Source organism: Rhizobium sp. CG4 (assembly GCF_023701965.1).
GTDB lineage: Bacteria > Pseudomonadota > Alphaproteobacteria > Rhizobiales > Rhizobiaceae > Agrobacterium.
This window is the reverse complement of sequence record NZ_JABAEG010000003.1, coordinates 268,682-282,552: the sequence shown is the minus strand read 5'-3', so window position 1 is coordinate 282,552 and position 13,871 is coordinate 268,682. Positions and strand designations below refer to the sequence as shown.

Genomic DNA, 13,871 nt, shown 5'->3' with positions numbered 1-13,871 from the left:
TGGCGATTTCTTCGAGTGGATCAGGCTACCCGTGCAAAGTGCTCACCGGCGTAGGATTGTGATGCCTGTTCGATGCGGAACTGCTGCACAAGGGCCAGAAGCTCCTGCACCTCATTGGCCAGCATCTGGCTTGCAGCACTGGATTCTTCCGCCATGGCCGCGTTCTGCTGGGTCATCTGGTCCATCTGGTTGACGGAACTGTTGACCTCATGCAGGGCAGATGACTGGTCCTGCGCAGCGGTTGCGATGGTTTCAACATGTTTGCTGACATCCACGATCTGACCGCTGATTTCAGACAGAACTTCACCAGCCTGCTGCACCAACAATGCGCCGGTCTCAACTTCATTGCTGGATTGGTTGATGAGACCCTTGATTTCACGCGCCGCATCGGCGGAACGCTGTGCCAGTTCGCGCACTTCCTGCGCCACGACCGCAAAACCTTTGCCAGCCTCGCCCGCGCGTGCTGCCTCAATACCGGCATTCAACGCCAACAGATTCGTCTGGAATGCGATATCGTCGATGACTTCGATGATCTGCTCGATCTTCTTGGAAGCGTCTTCGATACGGCCCATAGCGGCGACGGCATTGCTCACCACCGTGCCGGAACTATCGGCACTCTGGCGGGTGCGGTTGACAGCCTGATTGGCTTCACGGGCGCGCTCAGCCGACGATTTGACCGTGATGGTGATTTCTTCGACAGCGGCTGCGGTCTGTTCCAAAGACGCGGCCTGCGATTCCGTGCGACGTGAAAGATCGTTTGAAGATTGCAGCATTTCGTCGCCATTATGCTGAATGGTCAGCGTACGTTCGCGGATTTGCTGCAAGACGTTTTTCAAATGCGCCAGCGACGTGTTGAAGTCCATGCGCAGCTGATCAAGACGGCCAGAGAATGGCTTGTCAAGTGTGCGGGTCAGGTCACCCTGTGACAGGCGTGCCAGACCAGACGCAAGTTCGGTCACCGCAAATTCGATCTGCCGATCGAGTGTGCGCTTTTCATCATCGTTGCGGGCGCGTTCCTCATCAGCGGCAATCCGGTCTGCCTCACTGCGACCTTCGATAACCAACTTCTCATGCGCGTTGGTGCGGAACACTTCCAGTGCTTTGGCAATATTGCCAAACTCATTGGATCGATCTGCATAGGGGATGACAGTATCGAGATTGCCGCTCGAAAGCGAATTGACGGCACCAGTGAGCACACCGAGGGGACGCAGTGCACGACGGATGACGAAGTAACCCAACAGGCCCACGGCGCCCATGACAAGCGCGCTGGAAAACAGGATCATAGTCTGAAGCCCAGCCAAATGATCGAAGAATACTTGCATTGGAATACCGACAAACAGGATGCCGACAGGCGCGCCCGACTTGGATTTTACCGGGATGTAGCCGGTCATGTATTCGCTGCCAAACAGGGTCGCCTTGCCAATGTAGACTTCACCCTTGCTGATTTTTGCATAGGCTTGGCTGTCGGTTGCCAGCTTGGTGCCGATGGCACGCTCGCCGTTTTCCTTCTTAACATTTGTAGACATGCGGACGAAATCTTCGCCCTGCTTCTGGAACACTGTGGAAACGCCACCGATGATCAGTGCCGTGCGATCCACCAGATCCGTATCACGCAATGTACCAATGCTTGCACGATCAACACTGACAAGGTTTCCATTATCGATGTTCAACGTGGCACCACCAACCTTCAGCTCATAGAGAACCGCCATGGCGCGGGCTGCACTGTTCGTCTGGATCTCCGCCGTCTCCATGACGTCTTCTTCGAGACTGACATAAGTCGAGACACCGATGGCCGCGATACCCAAAAGAACGAGGCAGGCTGTCAAAGCAATGATTTGCACTGCGACGGGTGCAGAAAGGAGCTTCTTCATCTCGGAGTTCCCCAATTTTTTACGATTGAAGCATCGTAAGGGGAAATCGTTAAAATTGAAAAAATTTCAAAAAATAACTAATCCGCTAATATTCAAGGCGACTTGATTAGGTGACAAATATCAATTTCTAATATTCAGCAATACTTCAAAACGCAGATAATACTACAATTAATGAATGTAGCCCATGCGAATTGCTTTGGCGATTGCTTGAATTCGATTGACGGAATCAAGCTTGATTGTCGCTGAGCCAAGATAGGCGTTGACCGTGTGAACGGACAGGCCAAGCTTAACGGCAATTTCTTCACTGATCTTGCCATCACCTGCCAATTGCAAGCAGGCAATTTCGCGCTCGCTTAAGGCTTCTGTCGGAGTCGAGCGGCGCTCATCCAGCGCCAGAAGATCAATCATCACCTGACAGCACTTCAGGTGGTGATCAATGGTCGTGCCGCAGTCGAGCTCGAGAGCCGTGCCGCAGAAGACAACCAGACCATTACCGATGTTGCCGAGTTTGATCGGCAGGGCCACACCTGCATAGGGCAGATCGGTATTGTCGGCCTGCTTCAACATCGGCACCATTTCAGGTGTTATGGAAATGCCCTTGCCCTGATCGGTAGACCAGATCAGTGGCAGCAGCGAGCCGTCAATATGCTCCAGAAGTGTGGTGCCGAGTGCCGAAACCAGCGCATTGGTCTGCTCGGCTGCGCCCATTCCCCAGTTCTCGAGTTCACACACCAGCTTGCGCTTGTTGGGAAAGCTTGAAATCGCAGCACGGAAGACGGCAAAATTTCTTGCCCCCATTTCCTTCTGCATACCAATCAACATTGGAAAAAGATCTGATCGATTGGACGTGCGGCTGACGCGGACAATCTGTACTCCGCCTTGCTCATCCGTGGTGGTGTCTCTCGAATAAGCCATCAATCAACCATCAAACAAGATTGTTACGAACCGCGTAAGCGATTGCTTCGGAGCGGGTTTTCGTCGCGGTTTTACGCATGACGCTAGTAATGTAGTTGTTGATTGTATTACGCGAAATTCCAAGAATAGTCGCCATTTCGTCACTGGTCTTGCCTTCGGCAATCCAGTAGAGGCATTCAAGTTCGCGCTCGGTCAGATCAATGTCACGCTCGACCTTGAGATCATAGCCAATACCGAAGCTGGCGCTATAGCCGCACAACAAGCCGACTTCACGCAAACGCTCCATGGAAGGCACTGTACCTTCTGGGAACATCAGCAGAAGTGCAAAGCGTATGTTGCCGACGCAGAACGTCATTGCGCAATACTGTCGGTCCGTACCTTTGGGGATGCATCCCTCATCGGGCAGGATATGCAGTTGTGGCTGAAGGAGCGAGAGGCACTTTTCCATCTCACTCACGCGCGCTTGGCTGGCAGCAAGCGTACCACCAATCTTCTTGACGAGATCAAATGGCCAGTTGGATGTGATGACGAAGCTTAGACCATTCTCCTGAAACATATCCTCGCGGGCCAGCATATAATATGAAGCGCCCGCATAGGTGGCCAACACATCAAGAGAACCGGACATGTCCCCCGTTCCGGCTATCTCGCCCATCCAGCTGATGACTTGTACCCGCGATGAAGGTTGCACCGCTGGGTTCAGCGGTTTTACCGTCAGTCTGCGAATATCCACATCTGCCTTCAACTGATGAGTTTCCTTTAGGAAGGCCAGACCGGCCGGAGATGCACGCATTGGTATCACCTCTGAGCCGCCCAAAAGCATTTTCAAATTTCAGCCTACGAATCACCTCATTCTAGGAGACGGTCAAGGAAATACCACTATCAGAATTTGGCATTTCCACTCCTTTCACCGGGCGACATGGAACAGACCATGAATGCTGTACCAATCTGGCATTGGTGTTTCATGTCATGGCACAGATCTGGTTTGTGATCTTCTGGAATACCGCCGGAAACCGAGACATCCTCACATTTTTCAGGCGGTTTTGAAGTCTGCCCTGCGTAAGCGTGGCCGGCGTCAGACGATTCGGTGATGGGGATAAAGCGCATCCCACCGAAAAAGTTCCTTCGCTCCTATCATTAATGTCCGGCAAAACCGCGGCTGACAGTTGTCAATTATCGAAACAATGCCGGAATGGAAAAAGGCCGGGAAAAACCCGGCCTTGTTATCAAGCGGCCTTTTCGATGGCCCATTTGCGGAGGATCTTGGCAGCTCTTTCTTCGCTGATCTCCACCATACGCGACAGGCGACGTTCTGGCCCTTCGCGTACCCGGCGGTTGAAGCCGCCGTTGGGATCTTCGCCAGACAGCAGGTCGTCTGCGCTGTCGAAGCCAAAGTCTGCACCAAAGCCTTCCATGAGACCACCACCACCACCGCCCATTGCTGGCGAGAAGTCTGGCAGTTCGAGGCCGGCTGCATCCTGTGCCAATTCCGCGTTTGCCGAACCATTGCCCATGACAGAGCGGACAACCGGGCGAATTCCAAGCCACACGATGAGGAAAGCCACAGCGATGAAGGCGAAGGAGTTGATAATACCTGCAGAGTTGCGTGTCAGGACTTCCATAAAACTTGGGCCGCTTGGTGCTTCATCAAGAAGCTGGCTTTCCAAGAAGGTCATGGCGGTCAGCGTTACATTGTCACCACGGTCAGAGGAGATGCCTGCCGCAGAGGTAACGATCTTCTGCATCTCGGCGAGATAGGCGTCGATCTTGGCTTGGTCGACCGGTTCACCAACCATACGGGCGATACGGTCCTTGTTGACCACGACAGCGACGGAGATTTTTTCGACCTGATAGCTGTTACGAACCGTGGCAATTGTCTTGCTGTTAATTTCGTAGTTGGTCTGCTCTTCCTTCTTGTCGGATTCGTCAGACGATTCAGGACCACCGCTACCACCTTGTGGGGCCGCCTGCGGAACGTTCTGTTCAACCGTGGCTGCCGTGTCAGGGGTACGTTCCTGAGACTTCTGTGCTTCCTTGATCGTTCTGACCGAACGCTCGACACGTGATTCAGGATCGTAGACGGTTTCCTGAATTTGCTGGCTGTCGGTGTTCAGCTGTGCAGTCACGCTGGAGCGGAAGTTGTCCATGCCAAGGAACGGTGCGAGCGCCTTGTCAATGTTGGTTTCAATTTCCTGCTGTACGGACTGCACAAGTGTCAGCGAACGGCTCATTGCGCCGTTGGCAGCATCGTCGCCGGAGGCCAGAAGCTGACCGGTCGAGTCGAGGATGGTGACATCATCAACCTCAAGTCCAGGCACTGCCGATGCGACGAGGTGGCGAATAGAAGCCGCAGCCTTGCGACCTGCTGTCGCGCTGGCCCGGATCATCACGGAAGCCGTCGGCTTCTGTTCGCCACGGCGGAAGTTACCCACATCGGGCATAACGATGTGAACGCGTGCCGCAGTTATGCCGTTGATTTGCTGGATGGAGCGGCTGATTTCGCCTTCAAGAACGCGAACGCGGGTTACTTCCTGCATAAAGGAGGTAAGACCAAGCGAACCGACATTGTCGAAAAGCTCATAACCGGCATTGGCGCTGTTTGGCAAACCGCGTTCGGCAAGCAGTACGCGTGCGCGGCTGGTCATGCCAACCGGCACCTGGATGCTTGTGCCGTCGGAGCCGACTTCAAACTGGAAGTTGGATTCGGCAAGCGCAAGGCTGATCTTGTTCAGGTCGGCATTTTCGAGGCCGACATAAAGTGTTTCGTAAGCTGGCTTATTAACGTAAACAGCCGCCGCAATGACCAAGACCATGGAGACGATACCAACGCCACCAAGGAGCAACAAGCGCGTTTGGCCTAGCGCTGCAATATTTCTTAAGACCTGAGGGACTTGATTTAACAGATTCATTCTGTTCCGCACCGTCATTCATGGAGTCATAGACCGAATAGTCCTAGTGGCAACCTAGAAGACGAAGCTTGCGCGAGCGTTTCGCGCAGTGCGGTTTGTCAAATTGATGCTATTGGGGCTTTCACACCCGCCGGATCAGAACAGGTCGACGTCTCCGGAAACCTTGTCCAGCGGCTGCGAATGGCCGTGACGTAAGCCGGTGCCCAGCGCCTTCTGCATTTCGGCAAGCTTCACCAGGCTGAGCGCTGTGGTGACGTCGATCACCCACTCGGTTGGAATGGTACCGGTAATCGTGTCGATAAATTCCGCCAGGCCACGGGTTTTCTGGACTGCAAGGTCAATGCCCTGCAGCAGTTTCAAACCATCTTCGGAGATGGCGCCATCGGCCATTTCAAGCAATTGGGGTTCGATACGCTCAATCAGATAGGCAACGTCATGAAGTTCACTCACAACGCGCATCAAGACATCGGGCAGAGCTTCTTCCAATGGTGCCACCCGTGAATGCTCGGCAATATACATAAAAAACCCCGTTACTAGAAAAACTCGATATCGTTGGCCACCGGCTTGGGCGCCGGCTGCGGCCGGGCTTCCAAAGCGACGGTTTTTTGCGCTTCCGCACCGGTAAGCGGATGTTGGCGGGCCCGTCCGGAAACAGGCCAGTACTCAACCTTGCGACCATGATCCCCGCCCGTTGAGGAACTGATCACCGGTATGCCTTCATCCTTCAGAAACTGCATGGCAAACAATGCGTTCTGCTCACCGACATTGGAGAAGCTGGCAATGGTTTTTGCGCCGCCAAAGATCTTGGCTTCAAGCCTGTCCCTGCGCGCACCCTGCTTGAGCAGGCCGTTGATCAGCAACTCCATAAGATGGACACCGTAACGGGTGGCATCCCCGCCGCTCACTCCCCCCGTACCCGGCAAAAGGAAGTGGTTCATGCCGCCTACACCGGCGACAGGATCTCTCATACACGCAGCCACGCACGAACCCAGGATCGTCGTCAGAACCACATCGGGATCCTTGATGACCTTGTATTCTCCTTGAATGATATGCACGCGCTTGGCTGCAGCTTCCATCATTTAAGCGATCCGAATACGGCTTCGATAGCAGCCTTCATTTTTTCGATGGAGAAAGGCTTGGCCAGCACGTTGTTGGCACCCAGCTGTGCAGCCTTCTGCACCAGCGCGCGGTCACCCTGCGCCGTCAGAATGATGAAGGCAGCCTTCTTTGTGTTTGGGTTGGTGCGCACAGCCTGCAGGAAACCCAGACCGTCCATCTTCGGCATGTTGAAGTCGGAGATAACCAGGTGGTGAGGTTGCTGCTCCATAATCTTCATGCCCTGCTCACCGTCACCGGCGGACGTGATCTGCTTGAAACCAAGCTGGGTCAGCGCGTCACTCAGCAACAGTCGGCTGGTTACCTGATCATCAACGATCAGAACTTTGATTTTCTCTGCGATAGACATTATTCAGAACCTTCTTTCCGGGCAGCAGTTAACTTCAAAATTTCCTCGCCAATCGCGGTTAACGGCAGCTGTTGCTCGACGGCACCCAGTTCGTAGGCCACTCTTGGCATTCCATATACGACACATGTCTTTTCATTCTGTCCGACGGTGCGCGCGCCGGCATGCCTCATTTTCAAAAGGCCTGCCGCACCATCACGCCCCATGCCGGTAAGGATGACCCCTACTGCATTTCGGCCTGCCAGTTCGGCAACAGAATCAAAAAGCACATCGACCGATGGGCGGTGACCGTTTACCGGCTCCCGCTCCAACAACCTGCAACTTGGCGCAGAGTGATTGACAACTTGCAAATGCCGCTCCCCACCGGGCGCTAGGTAAATTTTACCAATCTGCAATCGCGCGCCGTCGGTTGCCTCTTCCACGACCGGTGCACACAGGCGGTTAAGCCGTTCCGCAAAGCTCTTGGTAAAGGTCGGCGGCATATGTTGGGTGATAACTGTCGGTGGGCAATTGGCCGGAAATTTCTGCAAGACAGTAATGAGAGCTTCCACACCGCCCGTCGATGAGCCGATCGCCACGATCTTGCGACCACCGCGATAATCATTCACGGACATGGCCTTGGGTGGTGCTGGCCGCTCGGCAACCGGTGCAGGCGCGGTGCGATAGCTGACAAGTTGAGACCGTGCGGCAGCCTTCACCTTTTCGGCAAGATCGCCAAACGGATTGCGATCGCCAGGTGCTGGTTTGCCCACACAATCAAAAGCACCGATTTCCAGTGCGGTCAGAGATGCATTTGCACCGTGATGCGTCAGCGTCGATACCATGATCACCGGCATCGGTCTCAGGCGCATGATCTTTTCGAGGAATTCGAGGCCATTCATATCAGGCATCTCGATATCCAGCGTAACGACATCAGGATTAAGTTGCTTGATTGCAGCACGCGCTTCCATGGCATCGCCAGCCTGACCCACGACCTGAACGTCCGGGTCAGCTTTCAAGACAGCCGTGATCAATCCGCGCATGGTCGGAGAATCATCGACAACGAGAACTCTGGCTGGAGCACCCATTATTTCCTCCCCTTTCCGATATAGCGGTAGGTGGTGATGCCGATATTATCGAACACGTTTTTGGCGTCGCCAGACACGCGTTCGGAATGACCGATGTAAAGATGTCCGCCTTCAGGAAAGAGGCCAGCAAAACGATTCCAGATTTTCATCTGGGTCGGCTCATCAAAATAAATGACGACGTTGCGGCAGAAGATGATGTCGAAATTTCCCTTGAAGGGCCACTGCGTCATCAAATTAAGTTCGTTGAACGTAATCAGACGTTTTACCTTGTCGCTGATCTGGTACTTCTTACGACCACCAGCATCAACCTCGGTAAACCACTGCTTGCGCATGGATGCAGAGACCGTCTCAAGCGCCGTTTCATCGTAAACACCAGCGCGCGCCAATGTGAGAATCTTCGGGTCGATATCGGTCGCCAGGATCTTGAAATCGTAATCCGTGACATTGGGGAACATCGCCAGGACCGTCAGCGCAATCGAATAGGGCTCCTGCCCGTCGGAGCATGCAGCCGACCATATACGAACGCGTCCACCGGCTTTCGCACGGTTGATCAGGCCTGGCAGCACTTCGTCACGCAGGTGGTCAAAGTGATGGTTTTCACGGAAAAAACGCGTGAAATTGGTCGTCAGATGCGACAGCATTTCACGACGCGGCTGCGCTCCCTCTGGAGAGGCGACAAGCGCGCAATATTCCTTGAACCCACTCAAGCCAAGATTGCGGATATGCTTCGACAGGCGAGAATAAACAAGCGACGCTTTGGAATCGTTGAGATAAATCCCTGCATCGGCGTAAATCATCGCCGCAATATCCGTCAGATCGCGCCTTGTCAGCGGATATTCTCCGCTGGCAAGCACTTCATCAGGCGACTGTCGTTGATCGTTCAACTTGAGCGACGTCATTCATCACCGCTTTCAACCGGTTGCAGCAAGAGACATCTCTTGCTTCAGGGACTGGCCACGCGATGCGCCAACTACGGCATCGACGTCGAGAATAAGAGCAACGCGACCGTCGCCGAGAATGGTTGCAGCAGCAATGCCCGGAACGTGGGTGTAGTTTGCCTCAAGCGACTTGATAACCACCTGGCGCTGGCCCTGGATCGCATCGACCATCAGGGCGCGCTGGCCGCCACCTTCAGATTCCACCAAGAGAGCAACACCTTCGACCGGGTTTGCCTGGGTTGCGCGGAAGTTGAGGATACGACCGACATCCACCAGTGGGCAGAAGCTGTTGCGGATCGAGATCAGACGCTGGTTGGCACCGAACGAATGGATGCTCTGCGCTTCCGGCTGTAGTGTTTCGACAATCGCCGTCAAAGGTACAACGAGCGTCTGCCCGGCAACCGTAACCACCATGCCGTCGAGAACGGCCAGTGTAAGCGGAAGGCTCATGGTAAAGGTAGAACCAAGACCCGGACGCGAGGTGATGCTGATACGACCGCCAAGCGCCTGAATGGAGCGCTTGACAACGTCCATGCCCACACCACGACCCGAAATATCGGAAATCTTGTCAGCGGTGGAGAAGCCCGGCATGAAGATCAGGTTGTCGATCTCTTCATCCGACAGGTTTGCGTCAGCGGCAATCAGATCGTTGTCGATGGCCTTCTGGCGTACGCGCTCGCGGTTGATACCGGCGCCATCGTCCTGCAATTCAATGAGAATGCGGCCAGAACGGTGCTTTGCAGACAGCTTGACTGTGCCCTCAGGGTTCTTTCCGGCAGCTTCGCGTTTTTCCGGTGTTTCAATACCGTGGTCGACGGCATTGCGGATCATGTGGGTCAGCGGCTCGGCTAGCTTGTCGATAACCGTCTTGTCCACTTCGGTGTTTTCACCTTCGGTAATAAGACGGATTTGTTTGCCGATCATGTCGGCAACTTCGCGGACGATACGCGACATACGCTGGAACACAGGCTTAACCGGCTGCGCGCGGATAGCCATAACGCTATCCTGAATTTCGCGGGTCAGTTGCTGAAGTTCTTCCAGACCCATGTTGACAGCTGAGGTGCCGGTCGTGTCGTTCTCGATCACGCTCTGCGACAACATCGCCTGATTGATGACCAGCTCGCCAACCAGGTTGATGAGGCGGTCAACGCGATCAAGGTCAACGCGGATTGTCTGGCCAGCACTGGCATTTGCAGCAGCAGCAGCGTTGGCAGGAGCAGCCGCTTCCTTGGCAACTTCTTTCTTTTCAACCGCAGCAGAGACTTTTCTCAAGACGTCGCTTGCAGCACCAGCGGTTGAAACGGCATCGTCAGCAGCAGACAGTACCGCAGGCTCTTCGATAGCCTCTTCATCCAGGATAGAAAGGTCGAAAGGAACAGGCACCATTGGCAGTTCTTCAGCCGTGGCTTCCGGCTCCGGAGACGTGATTTCGAGATCACAATCCCACTCTGCAAACTCGAACACGCTGCGAACGTCTTCCGCGCTCTTGTCCGTCTTTACGGTGATAGTCCAGGAAAAATAGGCTGCTTCAGGATCGATATCTTCCAGCGATGGCAGCGTGGACATGTCGCAGTTGATGCCCATTTCGCCAAGACGCGAAAGGTCGCGCAACAGCAAAGCGGCCTCATTGCCCTTGGAGTAGAGCGATGCCTTTGGCTTGAACACGACATTGTATACCGACGGCTCCATGAGCGGCGTGATATCGTCTTCAAAATCACTGAAGGAGAATGCGACGGGCTGGAAACCGCTTTCATCGGTTGGTGCGGGTGCATCTGCGACTTTTGGCGCAGTAGCTTCCGGCGCACTGGACGCGCTTGGCATTTCACCATTCGCAAGTGCTTCAAGTTCTTTAACCAGACCACGGGTGCGGGTTGCCTCGACCTGGCCACCATCGCGCGCTGCGTTGGTCAAATCGGCCAGAACGTCTGCCGACTTCAGCATGACCTTCAAGACGTCCTGATTAGGCTCAAGCTTGTTCGAACGCACGCAATCGAGCGTGGTTTCGAAAACATGGGCGAAGGCAACCAGATCGTCCAGACCAAATGCGCCTGCGCCACCCTTGATGGAATGAACGGCTCGGAAAACGGCATTGACTGTCTCGGGATCACGATCGCCGTCGTTCAGCTTCAAAAGACCTGATTCCAGTTCGGCGAGCTGTTCCTCGCATTCCTGGAAGAAGATTTCTTTGATTTCGTTCATATCCATTGTGAAAAATCCCGTATCAGGCAGTTACACGTTCAATGGCATCAATAAGTTTGGCAGGATCGAAGGGCTTGACGATCCAGCCGGTCGCTCCGGCCTGCCGCGCACGGTTCTTCTTTTCCGCATCACTTTCGGTTGTCAGCACCAGGATCGGTACTGCACGGAACTTTTCGTTCCGGCGCACACCTTCGATAAAGCCGAAGCCATCCAGGCGCGGCATGTTGATGTCGGTTACGATCACATCCGGGTTGCTCTGCTCGAGAACCTCAAGGCCCTCAACGCCATCTTCAGCCTGCACGGTCTCGAAACCGGCATTGTTGAGCGTTACCAGCAGCATGTTGCGGATCGTGCGGGAATCATCCACCGTCAGCACTTTTTTCTTCATTGCCGTATCTCCTTCGGGAGCAGATGATCTATGTTGACGCCGATCAATTGGAGCGTTTTTGCAAAAGCATCCGATGCTTTCGCGAATGTGATTGCCTTGCCGTCGGTTTCCCATGTCTTGATGCCGGCCATCAGCACCTGAACACATTGAACGCCAACCCGCTCGACTGCCGATGCATCAATGGCAAGCGCAGAGCCGCGCAACTCCATCAATTTACCGCGCAGCACCGACGCTTCGTTGAGGTCCAGCACCGCGCTCAACTGCAATGTTGCCTGCGTGCTTTTTCTGCCTGCCATCAATTCACTCCTTGCCGTCTGAATTGCTGTATCTGTTCTTGGAAATATCTCGGGCTGCTCACGACCGGCTCCGGTTGAGTTTTCGGAGCGGCAACCGGTGCAGCCTGATGGTAATTCTGGTGCGAAATGTGGAATTCGCGAACCGTGCGGCCTAGCTCCAGAATAACCGTGTGAAGGTCATCGGCTTTTGCCGCGACATTGACGGTGCGCTGCGCACTCGCGCTGGCTTCGGAACCCAAAGCATTGATTTCGCTGGCCGCCGATTTCAGGTGACCGACATTGTCGCTAGTCATGGCTGTCATGTCGGTAATCATGCCGCTGACGTCAGAGACCTGACGGACAACACCTTCGATGGCATTCTGGGTGCGGTTGACCGTTTTCACGCCGGAATCGACTTGCGTTTTCGTCTCGCTCACCAGAGTTTTAATTTCACGCGCCGCATCGGCGGAACGTTGCGCGAGGGCGCGAACTTCCTGCGCGACAACAGCAAAGCCACGGCCACTGTCGCCAGCGCGTGCCGCTTCAATGCCGGCATTCAATGCAAGCAGATTGGTCTGGAAGGCAATCTCGTCGATAGTGCCGATGATCTTGCCAATCTGTTCGGCGGACTTTTCAATGTCAGACATGGCATTGATGGCTTCGCCCACAGCCTGGCCACTTTCCTGCGCCGACAGTTTTGCTGAAGATACCGCCGTTTCAGCGGTTTCCATCTTTTCAGCGCCATGTCTGAAAGCCGAGAGAATATTTTCAATGATCGAGACGGCATCCTGAAGACGTTCGGTCTGCCGCGATGCATTGCCGGAAAGCGCCTTGCCTTCCTGAATGAAGTCATTGCTCAACGAATGGGCCTCGTCAGCATTTCTGCTCACCGCCGCAACAGCATCTTCAATGCGATCAAGCGCAAAGTTAAACAGCTTCACAAGCTCGCCGTAGGCTTCCGGCAGATCGTCATCGGCAACACGTGCCGACAGGTTGCCATCGGCGATCGCCCGCAATGTTGCTTCAAGAATGGTGACGGTGCGGGCCTGCTCTTCGCTGCGCAAGCGTGCCAGTTCTTTCTGGTGGTTAATGCGCTGCTCATTAAAGCGCAGAGAAACCGCAATTTCCGTATCTGTCATGACCAAACGGACAACGGCTTTCACCAAATCTGCAAGTTCGTTGACCCGTTTGCGAGAACCCGGAAAAATCGAACGCGGCATGCCCTGCTGGATCAGGCCAACCAGCAGATGCTCCAGCACCACGGCGTGGCTTGCAACGTTCCAGCGCGGGTCGAGACCCATGCGCGTTTCACTGTCGGACAGAACCTTCACACGCTCTGCATAAAGCGCATCAAAACGGGCATCGGTCAGCACACCCCAATGGGCAGTTTGCAGATCGTGCAGCCGGTCAAGCTGGTGTTCACTTTCGAATGACGGAGAACAGTCCGGCAGCGACTGGAAGCGCAGCATCAGATCGCGCAGGCCGCCACGAGCCAGGGGCTCAAGTGTCATGCGGTTACGGCGCAACAGCTCACACTGCTCTTGGTCGAGCCCAGCAAAGCGCAAACGTCCGCCAAGGCTGCTGCCCTGCGTCTTACGCGACTGATCTGACGGCAGTTCATGCCCCAAGAGACGACCCCAAATCCTTATACCGGCCCACGTTCCGGTATATTTGCCTGTTTGCAGTCAGTTTTGGCGGCATCCGACCAAGCGAAACCAAATGGGTTTCCCAAGCCGACACTCAAAACTGCTGTAAATTTGAAACGAGAATACCGGATCAGTCCCGGTACGGCAGAGCGGCTTCATGCCTAGGAGGAGTTGGAAAAACTCCCTTTTCGCCGTGAATACAGG

General features: G+C 54.6%; 13 protein-coding genes. All 13 read right to left on the bottom strand.

Going from position 1 to position 13,871, the window contains the following annotated elements; translation table 11 throughout:
• Positions 1-20: 20 nt before the first annotated feature.
• Positions 21-1,871, bottom strand: coding sequence for a methyl-accepting chemotaxis protein (locus tag HGO37_RS11585; protein ID WP_250983436.1), 1,851 nt, complete (start codon positions 1,869-1,871; stop codon positions 21-23).
• A 168-nt stretch (positions 1,872-2,039) separates the two neighbouring features.
• Complete coding sequence (visR, locus tag HGO37_RS11580) at positions 2,040-2,786, bottom strand: transcriptional regulator VisR (protein ID WP_192486828.1); 747 nt, start codon at positions 2,784-2,786, stop codon at positions 2,040-2,042.
• 10 nt (positions 2,787-2,796) lie between these two features.
• Positions 2,797-3,576 carry a transcriptional regulator VisN gene (gene visN / locus HGO37_RS11575; protein ID WP_502941409.1) on the bottom strand — a complete coding sequence of 260 codons (780 nt, stop codon included), beginning with the start codon at positions 3,574-3,576 and terminating at the stop codon, positions 2,797-2,799.
• 433 nt (positions 3,577-4,009) lie between these two features.
• Entirely contained in the window at positions 4,010-5,692 is a 1,683-nt protein-coding gene (fliF, locus tag HGO37_RS11570) for a flagellar basal-body MS-ring/collar protein FliF (protein ID WP_250983435.1), read from the bottom strand.
• 135 nt (positions 5,693-5,827) lie between these two features.
• Complete coding sequence (cheT, locus tag HGO37_RS11565; protein ID WP_192486825.1) at positions 5,828-6,211, bottom strand: chemotaxis protein CheT; 384 nt, start codon at positions 6,209-6,211, stop codon at positions 5,828-5,830.
• 14 nt (positions 6,212-6,225) lie between these two features.
• Positions 6,226-6,771: a chemoreceptor glutamine deamidase CheD gene (gene cheD, locus HGO37_RS11560; protein ID WP_192486824.1), complete on the bottom strand. Its 546-nt coding sequence runs from the start codon at positions 6,769-6,771 to the stop codon at positions 6,226-6,228.
• Complete coding sequence (locus tag HGO37_RS11555) at positions 6,768-7,157, bottom strand: response regulator (protein ID WP_192486823.1); 390 nt, start codon at positions 7,155-7,157, stop codon at positions 6,768-6,770. The genes cheD and HGO37_RS11555 overlap by 4 nt, the downstream gene beginning before the upstream one ends.
• A complete protein-coding gene (gene cheB, locus HGO37_RS11550) occupies positions 7,157-8,221 on the bottom strand; it encodes a protein-glutamate O-methylesterase CheB (protein WP_192486822.1) in 1,065 nt (354 codons plus the stop codon). The genes HGO37_RS11555 and cheB overlap by 1 nt, the downstream gene beginning before the upstream one ends.
• Positions 8,221-9,120 carry a protein-glutamate O-methyltransferase CheR gene (gene cheR, locus HGO37_RS11545; protein ID WP_250983434.1) on the bottom strand — a complete coding sequence of 300 codons (900 nt, stop codon included), beginning with the start codon at positions 9,118-9,120 and terminating at the stop codon, positions 8,221-8,223. The genes cheB and cheR overlap by 1 nt, the downstream gene beginning before the upstream one ends.
• 12 nt (positions 9,121-9,132) lie before the next feature.
• Entirely contained in the window at positions 9,133-11,364 is a 2,232-nt protein-coding gene (locus tag HGO37_RS11540; RefSeq protein WP_250983433.1) for a chemotaxis protein CheA, read from the bottom strand.
• A 16-nt stretch (positions 11,365-11,380) separates the two neighbouring features.
• Positions 11,381-11,746 carry a chemotaxis response regulator CheY1 gene (cheY1, locus tag HGO37_RS11535; RefSeq protein ID WP_250983432.1) on the bottom strand — a complete coding sequence of 122 codons (366 nt, stop codon included), beginning with the start codon at positions 11,744-11,746 and terminating at the stop codon, positions 11,381-11,383.
• Complete coding sequence (locus HGO37_RS11530) at positions 11,743-12,042, bottom strand: STAS domain-containing protein (protein ID WP_192486818.1); 300 nt, start codon at positions 12,040-12,042, stop codon at positions 11,743-11,745. Before HGO37_RS11530 ends, cheY1 begins: the two co-directional genes overlap by 4 nt.
• The gene (locus tag HGO37_RS11525) at positions 12,042-13,649 is read right to left on the bottom strand and encodes a methyl-accepting chemotaxis protein (protein ID WP_250983431.1); all 1,608 of its coding nucleotides are present in this window, start codon (positions 13,647-13,649) and stop codon (positions 12,042-12,044) included. The genes HGO37_RS11530 and HGO37_RS11525 overlap by 1 nt, the downstream gene beginning before the upstream one ends.
• Positions 13,650-13,871: the final 222 nt, after the last annotated feature.

Coding starts and splice junctions, on each gene's coding strand:
- cheR (WP_250983434.1), bottom strand. CDS start 9,120: ATGACGTCGCTCAAGTTGAACGATCAACGACAGTCGCCTGATGAAGTG.
- cheB (WP_192486822.1), bottom strand. CDS start 8,221: ATGGGTGCTCCAGCCAGAGTTCTCGTTGTCGATGATTCTCCGACCATG.
- visR (WP_192486828.1), bottom strand. CDS start 2,786: ATGGCTTATTCGAGAGACACCACCACGGATGAGCAAGGCGGAGTACAG.
- HGO37_RS11530 (WP_192486818.1), bottom strand. CDS start 12,042: ATGGCAGGCAGAAAAAGCACGCAGGCAACATTGCAGTTGAGCGCGGTG.
- HGO37_RS11540 (WP_250983433.1), bottom strand. CDS start 11,364: ATGGATATGAACGAAATCAAAGAAATCTTCTTCCAGGAATGCGAGGAA.
- cheD (WP_192486824.1), bottom strand. CDS start 6,771: ATGATGGAAGCTGCAGCCAAGCGCGTGCATATCATTCAAGGAGAATAC.
- HGO37_RS11555 (WP_192486823.1), bottom strand. CDS start 7,157: ATGTCTATCGCAGAGAAAATCAAAGTTCTGATCGTTGATGATCAGGTA.
- visN (WP_502941409.1), bottom strand. CDS start 3,576: ATGCGTGCATCTCCGGCCGGTCTGGCCTTCCTAAAGGAAACTCATCAG.
- cheT (WP_192486825.1), bottom strand. CDS start 6,211: ATGTATATTGCCGAGCATTCACGGGTGGCACCATTGGAAGAAGCTCTG.
- cheY1 (WP_250983432.1), bottom strand. CDS start 11,746: ATGAAGAAAAAAGTGCTGACGGTGGATGATTCCCGCACGATCCGCAAC.
- fliF (WP_250983435.1), bottom strand. CDS start 5,692: ATGAATCTGTTAAATCAAGTCCCTCAGGTCTTAAGAAATATTGCAGCG.
- HGO37_RS11585 (WP_250983436.1), bottom strand. CDS start 1,871: ATGAAGAAGCTCCTTTCTGCACCCGTCGCAGTGCAAATCATTGCTTTG.